Annotated in this window: 15 protein-coding genes; 7 read left to right on the top strand and 8 right to left on the bottom strand. The window is 70.9% G+C overall.

Translation table 11 applies throughout. The features are described from left to right. The first annotated feature begins 518 nt into the window (after positions 1-518). Positions 519-989, top strand: a complete 471-nt coding sequence (locus tag J3P36_RS16195; protein WP_246854127.1) for a hypothetical protein — start codon at positions 519-521, stop codon at positions 987-989. Positions 990-999: 10 nt separating this feature from the next. Here J3P36_RS16195 and J3P36_RS03660 read toward each other — a convergent pair whose 3' ends face one another. Then, complete coding sequence (locus J3P36_RS03660; protein WP_210505882.1) at positions 1000-2205, bottom strand: glycoside hydrolase family 88 protein; 1206 nt, start codon at positions 2203-2205, stop codon at positions 1000-1002. A 116-nt stretch (positions 2206-2321) separates the two neighbouring features. Between J3P36_RS03660 and J3P36_RS03655 the strand changes: the two genes are divergently transcribed. Next, positions 2322-2576 carry a hypothetical protein gene (locus J3P36_RS03655; protein ID WP_210505881.1) on the top strand — a complete coding sequence of 85 codons (255 nt, stop codon included), beginning with the start codon at positions 2322-2324 and terminating at the stop codon, positions 2574-2576. 59 nt (positions 2577-2635) lie between these two features. Next, a complete protein-coding gene (locus J3P36_RS03650) occupies positions 2636-3340 on the top strand; it encodes a hypothetical protein (protein WP_210505880.1) in 705 nt (234 codons plus the stop codon). Here the strand turns inward: J3P36_RS03650 and J3P36_RS03645 are convergent. Continuing rightward, on the bottom strand, positions 3313-4149 hold the full coding sequence (locus J3P36_RS03645; protein WP_210505879.1) for an alpha/beta fold hydrolase: 837 nt from the start codon (positions 4147-4149) through the stop codon (positions 3313-3315). The genes J3P36_RS03650 and J3P36_RS03645 overlap by 28 nt on opposite strands. A gap of 137 nt (positions 4150-4286) precedes the next feature. Beyond that, a complete protein-coding gene (locus tag J3P36_RS03640) occupies positions 4287-6422 on the bottom strand; it encodes a hypothetical protein (protein WP_210505878.1) in 2136 nt (711 codons plus the stop codon). Positions 6423-6655: 233 nt separating this feature from the next. Here J3P36_RS03640 and J3P36_RS03635 point away from each other — a divergent pair, with 233 nt between their 5' ends. Then, on the top strand, positions 6656-6868 hold the full coding sequence (locus J3P36_RS03635; protein ID WP_210505877.1) for a hypothetical protein: 213 nt from the start codon (positions 6656-6658) through the stop codon (positions 6866-6868). Between the two features lie 30 nt (positions 6869-6898). Here the strand turns inward: J3P36_RS03635 and J3P36_RS03630 are convergent, their stop codons facing one another. Next, positions 6899-7351 (bottom strand): DUF1801 domain-containing protein, encoded by a 453-nt coding sequence (locus tag J3P36_RS03630; protein ID WP_307806937.1) that lies wholly within the window; start codon positions 7349-7351, stop codon positions 6899-6901. A 151-nt stretch (positions 7352-7502) separates the two neighbouring features. Between J3P36_RS03630 and J3P36_RS03625 the strand changes: the two genes are divergently transcribed. Together J3P36_RS03625 and J3P36_RS03620 are read left to right on the top strand one after the other, a co-directional pair. After that, positions 7503-8552, top strand: coding sequence for a hypothetical protein (locus tag J3P36_RS03625; protein WP_210505875.1), 1050 nt, complete (start codon positions 7503-7505; stop codon positions 8550-8552). 78 nt (positions 8553-8630) lie between these two features. After that, complete coding sequence (locus J3P36_RS03620) at positions 8631-9362, top strand: DUF72 domain-containing protein (RefSeq protein WP_307806936.1); 732 nt, start codon at positions 8631-8633, stop codon at positions 9360-9362. 179 nt (positions 9363-9541) lie between these two features. Here J3P36_RS03620 and J3P36_RS03615 read toward each other — a convergent pair whose 3' ends face one another. The 3 genes from J3P36_RS03615 to J3P36_RS03605 form a co-directional block, all read right to left on the bottom strand. Continuing rightward, complete coding sequence (locus J3P36_RS03615) at positions 9542-12151, bottom strand: glycoside hydrolase family 38 C-terminal domain-containing protein (protein WP_210505874.1); 2610 nt, start codon at positions 12149-12151, stop codon at positions 9542-9544. 95 nt (positions 12152-12246) lie between these two features. Beyond that, entirely contained in the window at positions 12247-13170 is a 924-nt protein-coding gene (locus tag J3P36_RS03610) for an ROK family protein (protein ID WP_210505873.1), read from the bottom strand. After that, positions 13167-14465 carry an AGE family epimerase/isomerase gene (locus tag J3P36_RS03605; RefSeq protein ID WP_210505872.1) on the bottom strand — a complete coding sequence of 433 codons (1299 nt, stop codon included), beginning with the start codon at positions 14463-14465 and terminating at the stop codon, positions 13167-13169. The genes J3P36_RS03610 and J3P36_RS03605 overlap by 4 nt, the downstream gene beginning before the upstream one ends. A gap of 135 nt (positions 14466-14600) precedes the next feature. Between J3P36_RS03605 and J3P36_RS03600 the strand changes: the two genes are divergently transcribed. Continuing rightward, positions 14601-15629 carry a LacI family DNA-binding transcriptional regulator gene (locus tag J3P36_RS03600; RefSeq protein ID WP_210505871.1) on the top strand — a complete coding sequence of 343 codons (1029 nt, stop codon included), beginning with the start codon at positions 14601-14603 and terminating at the stop codon, positions 15627-15629. Between the two features lie 35 nt (positions 15630-15664). Here J3P36_RS03600 and J3P36_RS03595 read toward each other — a convergent pair whose 3' ends face one another. Beyond that, on the bottom strand, positions 15665-16477 hold the full coding sequence (locus J3P36_RS03595) for a carbohydrate ABC transporter permease (protein ID WP_210505870.1): 813 nt from the start codon (positions 16475-16477) through the stop codon (positions 15665-15667). Position 16478: the final 1 nt, after the last annotated feature.

Below are 16478 nucleotides of genomic sequence, written 5' to 3'. Positions count from 1 at the left end.
CTCTTGCTTCGCCTCCGGTATTTCCCGCTGATGTCAGTGCAATCACGACCGCAAAGGGCGAGCGGCGGCCGCAGGTCGTCCCGCCCCCGCTCGTCGCGCCGCCGCTCTTTCCAGGGAGCGCTACGGCTGCGCCGGGCGGACCTCATGGGACCGCTGCCGCACAGGGCGGGAATGTCCCGATGCCCCCGGCCCCTCCTGCCGCAGGTTCGGCTGCCCCTCCCGCGCAGGTTCTCGAGGTCGAACGGGAGACTCCCCGTGCCGTTTCCTCAGCGCCAGCTTCAGGGGGCGTCCGCGAGCAGTCGGAGGCGGAAGTCCTGCCTCCGGCAACTCGCAAGGCAGGTGTAGGCAGAGCCAGCTCGCCCTCGCCGCCTGTGCTGCCGCCGGCGCCGCTTTTGGCAGTGCCGCCGGCACCGTCCGGTCTGCTGCCCCCGCCTCCCACGTCGTCGACCCCGGCCGCGGATGCGCTCCCAGTCGGTCGACGACGGCTAGGCCTGATCGCCGCTGCCGCCGTCGCTGCGGTGCTCGTGATCGCGGGTGGAGCGTGGACCCTGTCCGCGCTGTTCGCGCAGGCATCGCTTGCCGGCCCCGCGGCCACGCCCGCGCCTGTTCCGACGCCGACCTTGCCCGTGGAGGTCATCGACGTGGCGGCGGGACCCGTGGATCTCGTGAGCGCGTCTGGCAATCTCTGGTGTCACTTCGACCAGGACGCAGTGCAGTGTGCGGTGCGGGCGGTCACCTATGACGGGTCTCCTCAGGCTCGGTGCCCGGAGAGCGCGGTTGCGGTGGCGGTCGCCCTGGATGCCAGCGGTGTCTCGACTCCTTGTGTCTCAACTGTGCCGGAAGTCGGCGAGCGGCTCGAGCGGGATGTGCGCTACGTCGCCGGTGACTTCGAATGCGTCCTATCCGCCAGCGTCGGCGCGAAGTGCACCGACGGGGAAGGTCGCGGATTCGTATTGAGCTCCGACGCCCCGCTCAAGACACTGTCCTGAAGCTGCGATCTCACAGCCGCGCCTTCAGAGCGTGATACTCGGCGGCAGCCAGGGCGACCGCGCCTACGCAGAACGGAGTCGACTCCGTCGTGCTGGACGGCCCCGGAGCTTCGCCGACGGCCTGGCAGTGGGACACGAAGCCGGAGTCGTCGATTGCCGAGGCGAGGCCTTCCCATCCACGCTCCAGCGCCGGGCGGTACACCGCCTCGTCCAACACCCCTCCTCGGACGCCCGACGCGATGGCGTAGAGCATGAGCGCGGTGCCACTCGTTTCGGGCTCCGGAAACAGCGACGGACTCAGAAGACTGGATCGCCACAGGCCATCCTCGCCCTGTAGCGTCACGAGTCGCGCCGCCATCCGCTGCAGCATGGCCGCGTACTCCGCTCGCTCCGGCCCAGGCGCGGGCAGTTCTTCTACCATGCGGGCCATGGCGGCGAGCACCCAGCCGTTGCCCCGTGACCAGAAGACCTTGTTCCCGAGTTCGTCTCGTTCTCCGACATAGCGGCAGTCCCGCCACCAGAGGTTCTCGGTCTCATCGAAAAGCCCACCCGGGGTGCACTCCGGGCGCCACTTCGTCACCGCATCTTCCTTGAGGAAATCGTAGAACTCGGCCGACCTCCGACCGGCTCCGCTGTCGCCGCTCCGCTCAGCCCACATCGGCCACAGTGGCAGTCCCATGAATAGGGAGTCGATCCACCAGTAGGTCGAGGCGGGTGCGGTGGCATCCTCGGCCATCAGGTCGGCGGCGGCCTCGAGTTCGACGGGGAGCCCGGCGCGGTCGGCTTGGAGCCATACCTGGATCGCGGCTCGATTGTCGGGGTTGGAGGTCGGTGTATCCGGCACGGACGGGTCCCAACCGTTGCGCTTGCCCCAGGCGAGGATGCGGTCCGCGTACTCCGCGCGCCCCGTCGCCTCCCGCACCGATTCCAGACCCAGGAAGTAGACCGCCCATTTCCAGTCCGTGCCCGCAGATGCGCCGTCCGCGGCATCGAAGTAGGAGTCGAGGGCGAGTTGCGCCAGTTCGAGGGGGCTCGCATGTTCCCTCGATCGCTCGGCCACCGCTCCGGGTTCCGGCCCGGCGATCACGCACCCGGCCAGCATCAGGATGGTGCCGCCGCTGAGAAGGACGCGCGCTCGCAGCGCGCGACGGCGGACGCGGTTTCGACGCTCAGCTGGGCGATGCGGTGCGTTGCGGGCTTCAGCTTCCGTCGACATGGTCCTCGGACTGTAGCGTCCTCGCGCCCCCGTGAGAGGGCGCTCGGCGGAAAGTCAATCCCCTCGTCCTGATTGCTTAGCGCGACCTACCTTTCGGGGATCAGGAGGTGGCCGAGGTGGACCACAGCAAGCACATCCCACTCGAGATCGTCGCGCTCAGTCGATGCGAGTGGCGGATCTGCGACGGTCGCATCGACGAGGGCGACGCGCGGCGCATCCTCGGCTACATCGAGCGGCGGGACGACGGCTACGAGGTGCTGGCACTCAATCCCGCTCCGTCGGTGTGCGGCTGCTTCGGCTCCTGGCAGGAGTCGCTCGCCGCTCTCGAGCAGTACGCGAACGGGCGACGCCGGCCGCGGGCGGTCGGCTGAATGCGCCCCACCGCCGTCCGGCGCTTGTGACCGGGCGCGAGTGCGACCAGAGTCCCTGCATGTACGTCGATCCAAGCCGCCGGCTCGTCGACCTGCCGGCCCCGCCCACCCCCGACGAGGTGGCCGCCGTGTTCCCCGTGCGCCTGATCGGGTTCGAGGAGCAGCCGTCCCTCGAGGAGCTGAGCGTGAGCCAGGCCACCGAGACGCGCAACGGGCGGCTTATGGCCGCGGCCGCCTCGCTCACCTATCTGCTGTGGCGCCATCCGGAGGACCGCGCCGACCCGCGCAACCTCCGTGAGCTCTCCGTGGTCGAGGCCGCGGAGCTCGAGCTGCCGCTGCCCGAGCCGGCGCCGGAGTGGTTCCTCCGGATGCGGGAGGCGAGCCGCTATCCGAGTCTGTGGGAGGCGGTGCGCACCACCTGCTTCCCGGGCCCGCTCGCACTCCGCACCGTGGAGGAGGAGCTCGTCGCCCACGTCAACTACGTCGTGATGAACGTGTTCCGCGAGGAGCGCGTCCGCGGCCGCTTTCCGGGCATGCTGACCGGCGCGGTCACCGAGCGGCACATCGAGCGCGACGTCCCGATCCGTCTCGACGGCAGCGACGTGCCGGGGATCCGCATCGACACCGACCCCCACGTCCTGGGCCTCGGGGCCGACCTCGGCGACCGGCTGCTCACCGTGGTCGTGCCGCGCGACGAGCTGCCCCACGTGCGGCTCGCGTTCCGGATGCGCCCGGTTCAACGCGCCGAGCCGCTGAGCGGCTGATCCCGCAGAAAGGCGTCCATCGCGGTCGCGATGTCGTCGGGGTGCGTCAGGGCGAGCGAGTGGTCGGCGCCCTCGACCCTGACGTCGCGCGCCGAGGGGAACCAGGCGAGGAGCTGCGAGCGCACTTCGGCGAACCAGGTGCCGCTGCGGGTGCCGCCGATGTGGAGCACCGGGCAGCGGATGTGCCGCGCCTCGTCGTCGCCGAACCGCCAGGCGAGCAGGGCGTGGGCGTCCGCCGTGAAGAAGGCGGCGGCGTCCCGCTCCATCTGCGCCACCGACCCGGGCAGGAGGCGCTCGTACGCCTCGCGCCAGTCGTCGCCCATCAACCGCCTGAGGAAGCCGTCGAGCGCCGTTGCCCCGCCGGCGGAGGCGAAGTCCGCGATCAGTCGCTCGTTCGCCTCGAGGAACTCGGGGGTGCTCGAGACGAACAGCGGGGGCGGCTCGAGGAGCGTGAGCGAGGCCACGAGGCCGGGTGCCGCGCGGGCGAGCTCGAGGGCGACGGCCGCGCTGTAGGAGAGTCCGGCGACATGGCAGCGCCGGACGCCCACCGCTTCGAGCAGGCGCCGGCAGTCGAGTGCGTCGCGGCCGACCGAGGGGACACCAGTCTGCGGGCTGAGCGCCGAGTAGCCGCGTCGGCGATGGGTGAGGACCCGGTACCGGCCGGAGCGGGCGAGCCGGTCCGCGACCGGCTCGAACTCGTCGGCGGTGAGCGCCGTCGGGATGAGCAGCAGCGGATCCCCGGAGGCGCGGTCGAGGAGTTCGAGGCGGACGTCGGGAAGCTCGATGGTGCGCCACTGCCGATAGCTCATGGCACCGCCTCGGGGTCTCGCTGCTCGCGGACGGTCTATCAGCCCTCGACGGCGGGACGCCACCGGCGATCGGACTCCGGGAACGGGAGCGGCGGCGGGACCTTCCGGTTCCCGCCGCCGCCTTTCCCCCCGGCCTGTTACTTCTTCTTGCCGTTCCCGTTGTTCGTGACGGTCAGGCTGTAGCCCGCGTCGAGGAACGTCAGGTCGCCGCTCGGCAGATTGGACACCAGGGTCGCGAAGTCGCGGTTCTGGCCGTTCGCGCACTTCGTGTTGAGGCCGCTCGAGGTGATCGCGTCGCCCTCGAAGCGGTAGACGAAGTTGCCGGCGCCGTCCGTGATCTCGCCCGCCGAGGTGACGCCCGGCGTGAGGTCGCAGGTGGCGACCACCTGCAGCGTCCAGTTGTTGTCCTGGGCACCCGTGGTCTCGAACCAGTCGTCCGAGGTCAGGGCCGCGGCCGCGCCGTTGACGCTGACGTCGTCGACGAACCAGCCGGTGTCGAGGTACGCCGCGTCGGTGGAGTAGCGGAAGCGGATGTCCGTGGCGCCGGTCGGGAGCTGTGCGGTGTAGTGCACGTACTCCGGCTCGTCGACGAAGTAGGCGCCGCCCGAGGTTCCGGTGAGCCCGTTGCCCTCCGTGTTGCCGCCGTGCGGGTCGTCGTCGCTCGTCACGACAGCTCCCGTGTCGTCGGTGAGCGGAACCGTGACCCACTGGTCGTCGACGAGCGCCTCGACGAAGCCGTAGTCCCAGCCCTCCTCGATGAAGTGCCACGTCCAGAAGTCGAGCGACGTCGCCGTGCCCGTCACGTCCACGTCGAGGATGTTCTCCGACTGGCTCTCGTAGCCCGCATACCAGTGCGTGTCCCCGGTGTGCGGCGCCACCCGCGTCTCGTCCTCGCCGTCGAGCGCGACCGTCGCGTTCGGGCCCGGGTTGCTGAACCGCTCGACCTGGAGGCCGTACGGGAGGGCGACGGGAGCCTGCGCGCTGTCGCGCTTCGCCCACTTCGAGGCCGGCTGCGCGCCGCGGTTGCTGCCGCGGCCGTCCCAGTACTCGTCGTCCGCGAGGTCGATGGTCCAGCTCGTCGACTTGGGGTCGCCGAAGTCGGCGGCCTTCAGGTCGAAGCGCTCGGAGTCCTCGTCGTCGAGGTACACGGCGACCGCCCAGTCCTCGAACAGCGCGTCGGCGCTGCGGAGGTCCGATCCGATCTGCGCGTTGAACTCGTCGATCGCGGCCTGGACGCCGGCCATCCCGTCGCCCTGGTTCGCGAAGATCAGCTTGGCGAGGAGGTCGCCGCCCGCGGCGTCGTACTGGCCGTCCGGCTCGAAGGTGCCGTCGCCGTTGCCGCCGGCCTGCTCCCACAGGTACTGGAAGTAGGTGTACGCGGCGCCGTAGTTCTCGAGTCCGCCGCCCCAGCGGGTCAGCGACGTCTCGGCGTAGAACACCTGGTGGTAGGTCAGGTGCGAGCCGCCCACGTCGTAGCCGTTCAGGAAGATCGCGAAGTCGGCGAGTCCCTCGTCCACCCAGGACAGCTCGCCGGGGTCGCTGTAGTTGTGCAGCAGGTGCTCGAGCTCGTGCGCGATCGTGCCCTCGTAGAGGGTCGGCCGGTCGTTGGCCGGGTCCTCGTCGTTCCACTCGGAGTCCGCGGGACCGACGCGGTTCGCCCAGTCGAACGCGTCGACGACGATCACGTTCATGCCGGCCGAGTCGATGAAGTCGGGAGCGAAGTAGCCGGCCGTGTAGCTCGTCTCCTCGCAGTCGTAGTACTGCGCGTCCTGCACGTTGTAGACCACCATGACGAGCGAGTCGCTCGCCGGCTCGGCGGGATCGGCCGCCTCCAGGAGCCCGAAGTGCTCCTCGTCGACGGCGACGATGTGGTTCGCGAGCTGGTCGCCCATGTAGTCGATCTGCGCCTGGGTGAGCGTGTACTCGTCCGCCGCGGACGCGGAGCAGGGGGTGAAGGCGTCGCCGGGCGTCGGGTCCCATGCGGGATCGAGGCTCGCGACGCCGGTCGGGGCGCCGCCGTCCAGCGGGGTGCCGACGGGCACGTAGATGTAGACGGGGGTGCCGTCCGGAGTCGTCCCGGCGTAGGCCCGCGTGAAGTCCTGGTCGTAGGTGCCGCCGGCCTCGCTGTCGTTGATCGGAAGGGTGAGGGTCTCCTCGCCGGGGAGGTTGCCGTGGTCGTCGGCGCTCGCGGGGGCGGCCATCGCGGTCGCGAGCGTCAGCGCCGTGGCGCCGCCCAGCAGAGCGCCGAGCGCTCGGCGTCGGAGTTGTTGCACTGTGTACCTCCAAGTCGGGCCCCGCGCCGGGTGGAGGGAGGTGTCGCTCTCGCGGAGCCGATCGTCCTATGACCCGACCATGAGACCCGGCCGGCGGAAAGTCCGCCTTTCGGCCGACGTTCGCATCCGCGCCGGCGGTGGTATTGAGCGTTGGGCAACTATCGGCGATGACGGTGCACTCCGCATCAGGACGGGTCGGGCGCGTCGCCGTTCTGGCCGCTTAGGCTCGTCGCATGTCCTCGCCGCTGCCCGATTTCGAGGGGAGCGAGATCGAGCCGGACCGGCATCCGGGCCGGAGCGCTGTGCTGCAGACCGTTCTCCTGGTCGCGCTGTTCCTGCTCGTCGGAGCGGCGGTCCTCGCCGCGATCCTGCTCACCTGGACGGCCGTGCAGCCGGTGCTGCCGCCGCCGTCCCCGCTGGCGACGACCTCGGCGCTCGCCGCCTGACCGCGGATTCCGCTACTCGCGCGGATTCCGCTACTCGCGGTGGCCGTCCTCGGAGTCGCGTGCGCGCTGTACGTAGACACCGCTCGCCACCGAGCGGTACGACTCCTCGAGGATGGACTCGAGCACATCGAGATCGACGGCGCTGACGTCCTTGAGGTAGAGGCAGCCGACGCCGGTGGTGTGCGGGCCCAGGCGTTCCAGCTGCTTCTCGTGGGCGCCGACGCCATCGGGCAGGTAGATCGTCGTCGCGGCCTTCCGCGGCGAGAAGGCGGCCGCCGCGGCGTCGCCCTCGCGGCCGCTCGCGTACTTGTAGTGGTAGGTGCCGAACCCGATGATCGTGCCCTGCAGCCCGGGCCGCTGGCCCGTGATGCGCGTGAGCAGTCGGAGCAGCGTCTCCGCGTCGCGCCGGCGCACCGGATGGGCGACGCCGTCGACGAAGGCACGGACCTCGTCCGGCGCCTCGTCGTCCCTGCTGTCGGCCACGACGGTCCCCTTCCTCCCGGATTCCCCGGCCGCCCGTACAGTCGACGCGCGGAGCCGGTTATGCGAGCCTGTCGCATCAGCGGGGCGTCCGGTAGGGCCGGCCGAACATCGGCCCTGGTCGGCGGGACCTCCGCGTCCTATGCTCCGCGCCATGATGCACCGCGGCATCACCGCGCCGGTGGCGCTCGCCCTCGTGGCCTCCGCTCTCGTCGGGTGCTCGGGGCAGTCGCCGAGCGCGCCGCTGCCGCCCCTCGAGCCTCCCGTGCCGGCCTCCGAGCCCGCCGCTCCACCCGCGCCGGCGCCGGAGCCGGAGCCGGCGGAGAGCCCTCCCGCCGCAGCGGAGCCGGCGCCGTCGCCCTCCCCGGACGGCGTCGACCTGGCCGGCCTGCTCACCGCGCCGGTTCCCTCGCTCTGCGACCACCCGCCGGGGACCCTCAGCGCGGGGCGGCTGGCCGGGATTCCGCAGGGCGACGGGGGCGTCGAGCTTCCCGACAGCACGGTCGAGGACATCCTGGCGGGCGCCGAGACGACGCGACTCGCCGCCGTCGGTCCTTCCGAGACGGGGGAGCCGCAGGTGGCCGCGGTGCTGCAGTGCGACCGAGGAGGTGTCGGCTGGCCCGACGCGATCGTGCTCTGGACTCGGGACTTCCAGCTGCTTGGCGGCTTCGCGCTCGACGGCCTCACGGGCGGGGGCCGCGAGAGCGCCGAGTTCGTCGAGTCCGCCCCGGAGGGCGGCTTCCGGGTCGGGTGGCGGACGACGCTCGACACCGACGCGATGTGCTGCGGGCTGGGCTCCGCGGAGGCGGTGTTCGCCTGGCGTGCCGGTGCCGTGTCCGCCTCGGAGGTGGCACTCCACGACGGCAGCGACGAGGTGGCCGAGCTCATCCGCCTCGTGCGGGAGGGACAGGAGGTGCCGGCATCCCTGGCCACCAGGGACGCCGTCGACGGGCTCCGCGAGGTGTTCTCCGACGGCCTCCTGGTCCGGGACAACGACGTGCGGTGCGGTGAGCCCCTGCCGTGGGACCTGCCGCAGGACGCCCCCGCTCTCGGGCCCATCCCGTGCGTGACGACCATCGGCAACGACGGCGGCTTCGTGGTCTTCGCCGTGAGCCCCGGTGAGTGGAACGAGTACACCGTGACGGAGGCCTACTCGCCGCCGATCGCGCTGACCGGGGCCGGACCGCTGCCGCCCCGCTCGTAGCTCTGCCGCGTCGTCGGCATCGCCTACCGTGTCGGTTGGCACGGCCGGCGACATCCGCGTCTGCCGGGGAGGTGGGTCGTGGAGCGCGTGCACATCGGCACGTCCGGGTGGAGCTACGCCCACTGGGAGCACGTGCTCTACCCGGCGGGCCTGCCCTCCTGGGATCGGCTGGGCTTCTACACCCGCTCGTTCGGCACCGTCGAGCTCAACGCCAGCTACTACCGCTGGCCGCGCACGTCGAGCTTCGCGAGCTGGCGGCGGCGCCTTCCGCCCGGCTTCCTGCTCTCGGTGAAGGCACCGCGCGGCCTCACCCATGCCAAGCGCCTCTACGCTCCCGAGGCCTGGGTGCGGCGGATCGCCGACTGCTGGCACGAGCTGGGGGAGAAGCGCGCGGTGCTGCTCGTGCAGCTTCCGCCCGCCTTCGAGCGGGACGACGACCGCCTCCGCTACTTCCTCGACCAGCTGCCGGAGTGGATGCGGGTCGCGGTCGAGCCGCGGCACCCGAGCTGGCACACCGACGACGTCTTCGAGCTGCTCGAGCAGCGACGGACGGCGTACTGCGTGATGAGCGGCGCCGGGCTGCCCTGCGTGCTGCGCGCCACCTCCGACACGGTGTACGTGCGGCTGCACGGGCCGGACCACGGCTCCCTCTACGCCGGCTCGTACTCGGACGACGATCTCGCGTGGTGGGCGGACCGGATCCGCGAGTGGCGCGGCGCCGGCAAGGAGGTCTTCGCCTACTTCAACAACGACGGCGGCGGGAACGCCGTCCGCAACGCGTGGACGCTCCGCGCCATGCTCGACGGCTGAAGCCGGGGACGCCCCGTCTGTCCCTCAACAGGCAGGAATCCCCTCAACAGGCAGAATCGGGCGGTTTTCGCCTATTGGCGGGAGGAATGCCTGTTGAGGGACAGGAACGGGGCCGACGGCAGGGTTGCCGAAGCGGCGAAGCGGCGGGCCGGCGGGCCGGAGAACCCGCCGGCGGCCGGTCAGTCGCCGAGGGTGATCCGCAGCCCCACCTCGCCGAATGCGGGCACCTCCTGCACGCCCTCCGCAAGGTCCTCCTCGAGCGCGCCGACCGCGGAGACCGTCCCTAGCGTCCGGAACGCGTCCAGTGGCAGGGCGATCGCGCCGTCGGTGATGTTGCGGATGCGCACGATCAGGCCGTCGCCGTAGGTGGCCGGCTTGAGGTGCACCTCGAGCCCGGGGACGGACGGCACCTCGAGCAGCGAACCCGAAGATGCGCCGGTCGGCCGGTAGTCGCGGAGGACGACCGGGGCCACCGCCTGCTCCTCGGCGAACCGGTTCGCGGCCGCAATGTCGCACCCGCCCGGGTGTGTGGTGAGGCGGTAGCGGAGCGGGATCTCGCCCTCCTGGCTGGCCTTGAAATTGACCATCCAGTGATTGTTGAGCGGCCACGACACGATCGCCGGTCGCTCCGGCTCGAGGCGCTCGGCGATCTTGTTGGTCGTGATGCCGCCGAGCTGGACGAGTGGCGCGTCAAGGGCGACGAGCGTGACGCCGTGCCGGCCGTCGCTGACGTCCGCCCAGCGCCGGATCGGGTACCAGTCGAAGACGACGCCGGGCAGCTGGTCCTCGTTGGGTCGGATGGGGATCCCGTTGAGGTCCACCGTGTAGTCCTGACCGTCGAGGCGGACGGGGAAGAGCACGTACACGGACTCCGGGTCGGTCTGCGGCGTCTTGTCGAGCAGCCAGTCGACCTCGAGCACCGGGGATCGGCTGGGGAGCGCGATGCGGCACACAGCCTTCCGCACGCCTCGCGCCTCGATGGTGACGTCGATCAGCGCCGTTCCCGCCTCGATGCGCGCAGGGGCGCAGGTGACGGCGGTGGGTCCGCTGCGCTGGAACGGCGGATCCGCCTGCCAGTAGCCGAAGTCCCAGCTGCCGAAGTCCTGCAGGTAGAGCGCGTCGCGGCCCTTCTCCGAGTCCACGATCTCGTGCACGTAGCCGCCCAGACCGCCCTCCTGCATCCGGTCCGCGAAGTCGTGCTCGAGCGCCTTGTCGTACCAGGACGAGATGGTGCCGGTGGCCGGGTCGATCTCGACGCGGTAGAACTCGTTCTCGATGCGCAGGCCGTCGGCGACGAGGTCGTCGCCGGGGATCGGCGCGGCGGGATCCGCGAACGCGTAGCCGAAGCCGGGGACGGTGACGCGGAGCCGCTCGATGGCGGTGTGCGGGGGACCGCCCCACGGCACGTCGCGGGGGAAGAAGCCCTCGAGCATCCCGGCGGGCGCCCCGCCGGAGCGGAATTCGGGCACCTCGACGTTCACCGTCCGCTCATGCGGCAGGGTGTTGATCACGAGGAGCTGAGCCTCGGGGTCGGTCGGATAAGCGTCCTCGGGGTCGAGATCGCCGAGGTTGAAGCGGCCCTCCGCGAGCCGCTCCCCGCGGTCGGCGGCGAGAGAGCGGGCCGAGCGCGTCAGCATGTCGTGCGACTCCATCGCCGCCTGGTAGCCGAAGTTCGCCTTCCGGTTCCACTGCGCCTTGCTGAACAGGGACTCGGGCGCATCGATGCTCGAGAAGGCGCCCCAGGTGTGCTCGTCGTAGAGCGTCATCGCCTCGTACACCTGCTCCACGAAGTCCTGGGCGAGGTCGGGCGACTTCCCGTCCGCGATCAGCCAGGCGGCGAGGACCTCGGCGGCGGCGAGCACCTCGTGCGTCGCCCGATTCATGCCGGTCTCATAGGCGCTCGACGCGGCGCCGTCGGACCACCAGTCGGTCCAGTCGCCTCGCCACACGGGCAGGTCCGCAGCCCATCCTTTCTTCAGCTCGTCCCGGAAGAGGCGCGGCGTGGTGAACTCGATCGTCGGCGTCCTGCCCTGGTCGTTCCACTCCCGGACGAACTGCGCCATCTTCGCGTCGGGCGGGCCGTTGTCGACGCGCATGGGGTGGGTGGACTCGCAGTAGAGGAAGTCGTAGGGGAACGCTTCGTCCTGCTCGAGCCTGTCCAGGTAGTAGGGCAGGGACGAGTCGACGAAGCGCCAGTCGCCGAGCTTCGCCTGGCTGCGGCCGAAGAGGTAGTGGAAGCCGTTCCAGGTGAGTAGTCGGTTCCCCGCCGGTCCCTCCCACCAGAACCCGCCCGGGAACGGCCGCGGCGCGCGGCCGCGCGACTGGTTGATCGCCATGGTGAGGAAGTCGACGCCGATCGCCGGGAGCAGGTCCGCGAACAGCCAGCTGACCCCGTTGACGTCGTCCTGCATCGCCGTCTCAACGGTGATGCCCATCTCCTCGCGCAGCTCCCGAACCGGGTAGAGGCTGCGTCGCATCTGCTCGGGGGAGAGGAGCGGGGTCAGGTTGTACTGCATCGCGGCGACGTCGATGGCGCCGCGCTCCTGCCAGTAGCGGAAGCGCTCGACCTCCGCGGGACCCGCCTTCCGCAGGTACTTGACGAGCGGACCCGTGACCTCGCACACCCACCGGTACTGATTCGCCGGGTCCTCGGCCGCCGTCGCCTCGATCAGATCGAGCGCGCCGCGGACGAACTCGCCGTGCTGCCGGAAGGCCACATCTTGGTAGTCGTTGAAGCCGATGTCGTGGTGCGTGTGATTGGCCACGAGGATGCGTTGGATTCGAGGCATGCAGTGTCTCCATTGATCTGCGGGCGATGCGACGACGGTCACTGGTAACGTTACCAACACGGTCCCGGGAGCGCGACGGCACCCGGCGAGAAGGGTCAGGGTGAGGGCCGGCGGGACCAGACAGCGGCGCCGATGAGCGCGGCGTCATCGAGGCGCAGGGCCTGGCGAAGGGGGAGCGACCCGAGCCGCGGCGCCGCCTCGGCGAGTCCCCGCCGGAGGGCCGGCTCGACGATGTCCCAGGAGCGCGACATCGAGCCTCCGATCACGAGCACGTCGGGGCGGAATCGGTCGACCGACTCGGCGAGCCCGCGGCCGAGGTGCTCGAACGCGGCGGCGAGGACCCGCTGCGCGACTTCGTCGCCGGACCGGCTGCGCTCGGCGAGGATGTGGACGTCGGGCACCTGCTCGACGGGAATCCCGGCGGCCTCGCCGTACGCCGTCACGATGGCGCGCCGGGAGACGGTCTCCTCGAGCGGCCGTCCCCGATAGACGAGCAGGTGGGCGCTGCCGTCCGGGGGAACCTCAAGGCCCGCGTTGACCGGCTCGCCCTCCGCGAGGAAGGCGGAGCCGATCCCGGTGCCGAGGGTGATGCAGACCGCACGGTGTGCTCCCGCCGCCGCCCCTCCCGCGTACTCGCCGAGGCCGAAGGCGTCGGCGTCGTTGACGAACCGGATCGACGCCGGCCGAGGGGAGATGGCAGCTCTCAGCCGTTCGCGGACGTCGACGCCCCGGAGGCTGTCGAACTTGCCCACGTCCTCGAAGCGGCCGATGCCGGCCTCGTAGTCGAACGGACCGGGAGTCGCGACCGCCCAGTCCGCGCCGTGCCGGCCCCCCAGTGTGGCGGCCGCGCGCGCCATGTCGGCGATCAGGGCGTCGGCATCCCGGCGGCCGTCGAAAGCCAGCCGGTTCGTGGTGTCCTGCACCACCTGCCAGCCGTCGGGGTCCACCACCGCGGCGGTGAGGTGGGTGCCGCCTATCTCGAGCACGGGGATGAGCCCGTTCACGTCGTTCGTGCTCATCGGATCTCCGTCCCCTGCTGCAGCGGCGTGATGCCGCCGGAGGCGGCCGCGTCGGCGAGGCCGCGGTCGCCGTGCACGCGCGCGTAGAGGGTCGCCTGCCAGGCGTGGTAGAGGTCGGGTTTGCCGTCCCAGGTGACGGTGGACGGCCGGTTCTCGGCGTCGAGCTCGTGCCACCAGGATCCCTGGTGGCGGTCGAGGACGAGGCGTTCCGCGTAGTCCCAGAACTCCGAGTACCGGTCGCGGTAGACCCCGTTCCCGGTGATGCGGTACAGCCAGAGCGCTGCGCCGATGGCCTCCGCGATGGTCCAGTGCATGCGGGACGCGTTGACGACGCCGCCGTCGAAATCGACGCTGTAGGCGAAACCGCCCCGCTCCTCGTCCCAGCCGTCGGCGATGCCACGCGCGAAGAGGGCCTCAGCCGCGTCCGTGGTCCAGGATCGTGCGCCCGGCCGCAGCGCTCCCAACTGCAGAAGGAGGCGCGCCCATTCCAGGGAGTGCCCGACGAGAGTGCCGTACGGCCGGAACGGGTCGTCCGGGCGATCGGCCGCGTAGTCCCGGTCCACCGTCCAGTCCTCGCGGTAGTGCTCCGGGATACGCCATCCGGCCTCCCCGGCGCCGCCCCGGACAAGGCGCTCAGCGATCGCCTCGGCTCGCTCGAGGAACTTCGGCTCGCGGGTGGCTTCGTACGCCGCCAGGTAGGCCTCGGTGAGGTGCATGTTCCCGTTCTGGCCCCGATATCGCTCGGCGGTGCTCCAGTCCCGCGAGCAGGACTCGATGGCGGCGGAGTGGCGCTCATCCCAGAGGTGGTCATCGATGGCTCGTCCAGCGGCGGAGAACAGCTCGTTCCCTCCCGCGATGCCCGCCTTCTTCGCGCTGACGCCGGCGAGCAGAGCGAAGGCGTGCCCGTAGGTCTCCTTCGTGTCGGACGTGACGGTGCCATCGAGCGCGACGGACGCGACGAAGCCGCCGAACTCCCGGTCCGCGAACCGCGTCAGCAGCCGGTGCGCGCCCTGCTCTGCCCAGCGGCCCGCGTAAGGGTGCCCGAGCAGGTGCTCGACGCTGAAGCAGTGCACGAGCCGGGCCGCGGCGTACAGCTGCTCAGGGCGGTCCGGATCGGGTTGCCCGCGCAGATCCCGCCAGAGGAAGCGACTCTCGTCGTCCCCCGTCGAGAAGAAGGCGAGCAGGCGCGCCTCCTCCGCGGCCAGAGCGGCGAAGTGCGCCGGAGAGTCGGGATCGCCGGCAAGTGCGGGGAAGGGCGGCGCCGAGTTGTCGTCGCGTCCGAAGGTGACGGTCATTGTCTCCAGTGGTCCTCGTCGAGTTTGGTAACGATACCATCGCACAAGGAGACGCCCCGAGCGCCACCCGTCGCTGGTGGCGGCTCAGTGCGCGAAAATCAGACCGCAGGTTGATGGAGCAGGAAGCAGGATCCGATGTCGAACGATTCCCCGTCGGCACCTGCGCCGACCGTCCGTGAGGTGGCCCAGCTCGCCGGCGTGAGCCCGATGACCGTGTCCCGGACACTGTCCGGCGGCAAGAACGTGCGGGCCGAGGTGCAGCAGCGCGTGCTGGACGCTGTCGCGGCGCTCGGGTACCACCGCAACGAGAACGCGCGCAGCATCCGTCCCGGCCACTCGTCGGGGCTCATCGGGGTGGCCATCACGAACCTCGCGAACCCGTACTACGGGCAGTTCGCCCTCGGCGTCGAGGAGGTCGTCGCGCAGCACGGCCGCCGGATGGTGCTCGGCAACTCCGGCGAGGACCTCGGCCGCGAAACACAGCTCGTCGCCGACTTCGTGGGACGGCAGGTCGAGGGCCTCATCGTGGTGCCGACCGGCGGGGGAGCGGAGCACCTGCAGCCGGCCCGGCTCGGTCAGATCCCGGTGGTCCTCGCCTCGCGAGCTGTCGAGGGGCTCGAAGCGGACACCGTCCTCCTCGACGACGTGAACGGCGCCTACGAGGCCACCAAGCGCACCATCGACGCGGGCCATCGGCGCATCGCGTTCCTCGGCAACGCGGTGTCCGTGTCCACGGCATCCCGCCGGTTCGACGGCTATTCGCGTGCGCTCACCGAGGCGGGCCTCGCAGTGGACCCGGAGCTGGTCCTTCGCGGCCAGCAGGACGTCCATGCCGCGCGGATCGCCATGGAGCGTCTTCTCGACCTCGCCGACCCGCCGACCGCCGTGTTCAGCGCGAACAACCGGAACACGATCGGAGCGCTGCACGCCATCGGTGCCCGACAGCGTGCCGGCGCACTGCCCGTCACGCCAACGCTCGTCGGGTTCGACGACGTCGAGCTCGCCGACCTGATGCAGGTCCCTCTGCTGATCGTGTCTCATGACCCTCGGGCCCTCGGCGCCGAGGCCGCGCGGATGCTCCTCGAGCGGCTCGACGGGCCCGCCGCCGACAGCCCTCCGCAGCTCGTCGAGCTGCCCGTCAGCGTCGGCCGGCTGCCGGAGTAGTCCGAGCAGCCGGCCTCGGCTCGAGGACGCCGGGGTCAGCCGACGGCGCGCAGGCTCGACACGAAGAACCGCTGGCAGGCGAGGAACAGCACGATCGTCGGCAGCGAGACCGCGATCGCCGCCGCGAGCACGACCGGCGGTCCGAGGCTCGAGAAGCCTCCGTTGATCTCCGCCAATGCGGCCATCACCGGCCTGCGGTCCGGGCTGGTGGTCAGCGTGATGCCGAACAGCAGGTCGTTCCAGACCCAGGTGAACTGGAAGATGAACGCCGCGAAGAGCGAGGACCGGATGAGCGGGAAGTGGATGCGGAAGAACAGGCGCCACCAGCCGGCGCCGTCGAGCTTCGCCGCCTCGGTGATCTCCGGCGGCAGCGTGGTCAGGTAGTTGCGGACGATGAAGAACGCGAACGGCACGCAGATCGCCGAGTAGATGAGGATCATGCCGAGGTTCGTGTCGTAGAGGCTCGTCGCCACGTACGCCTTGAACAGCGGCGCAAGGAAGATCTGGAGCGGCAGCAGCGTCCCCAGGTAGATGAGCCAGAACCACAGCGTCGGCCGTCGAGTGGGCATGACGACGACGGCGAAGCCGGCCAGCCCTGCGGCGAGCACCGCGATGGCGGCGGACGCGGTCGAGTACAGGAGGCTGTTGAGCATCCCCGCGCCGAGTCCCGACTGGTTCCACGCGATCGCCAGGTTGTCGAAGAAGCCGAAGCGGGTGGGGATCCAGGACGGAGCGCCCGAATAGTCTCCGACGGGCACGAGCGAGTTCACGATGAGCAGGTAGATGGGGATCAGCCAGAGCAGCGCGAAGCCGATCACGACCGTGTTGCGGATTCCCTTGCCGATCATG

Origin of the sequence: Naasia sp. SYSU D00057 (assembly GCF_017916505.1) — a bacterium.
In the GTDB taxonomy this organism is placed as follows: Bacteria; Actinomycetota; Actinomycetes; order Actinomycetales; family Microbacteriaceae; genus Naasia.
This window is presented reverse-complemented; position numbering and strand designations above follow the sequence as displayed.

Excerpts from the sequence above, each read along its gene's own strand:
- J3P36_RS03610 (WP_210505873.1), bottom strand. The coding sequence starts at position 13,170 with ATGAGCACGAACGACGTGAACGGGCTCATCCCCGTGCTCGAGATAGGC.
- J3P36_RS03605 (WP_210505872.1), bottom strand. The coding sequence starts at position 14,465 with ATGACCGTCACCTTCGGACGCGACGACAACTCGGCGCCGCCCTTCCCC.
- J3P36_RS03615 (WP_210505874.1), bottom strand. The coding sequence starts at position 12,151 with ATGCCTCGAATCCAACGCATCCTCGTGGCCAATCACACGCACCACGAC.
- J3P36_RS03660 (WP_210505882.1), bottom strand. The coding sequence starts at position 2,205 with ATGTCGACGGAAGCTGAAGCCCGCAACGCACCGCATCGCCCAGCTGAG.
- J3P36_RS03625 (WP_210505875.1), top strand. The coding sequence starts at position 7,503 with ATGATGCACCGCGGCATCACCGCGCCGGTGGCGCTCGCCCTCGTGGCC.
- J3P36_RS03635 (WP_210505877.1), top strand. The coding sequence starts at position 6,656 with ATGTCCTCGCCGCTGCCCGATTTCGAGGGGAGCGAGATCGAGCCGGAC.
- J3P36_RS03595 (WP_210505870.1), bottom strand. The coding sequence starts at position 16,477 with ATGATCGGCAAGGGAATCCGCAACACGGTCGTGATCGGCTTCGCGCTG.
- J3P36_RS03600 (WP_210505871.1), top strand. The coding sequence starts at position 14,601 with ATGTCGAACGATTCCCCGTCGGCACCTGCGCCGACCGTCCGTGAGGTG.
- J3P36_RS03650 (WP_210505880.1), top strand. The coding sequence starts at position 2,636 with ATGTACGTCGATCCAAGCCGCCGGCTCGTCGACCTGCCGGCCCCGCCC.
- J3P36_RS03645 (WP_210505879.1), bottom strand. The coding sequence starts at position 4,149 with ATGAGCTATCGGCAGTGGCGCACCATCGAGCTTCCCGACGTCCGCCTC.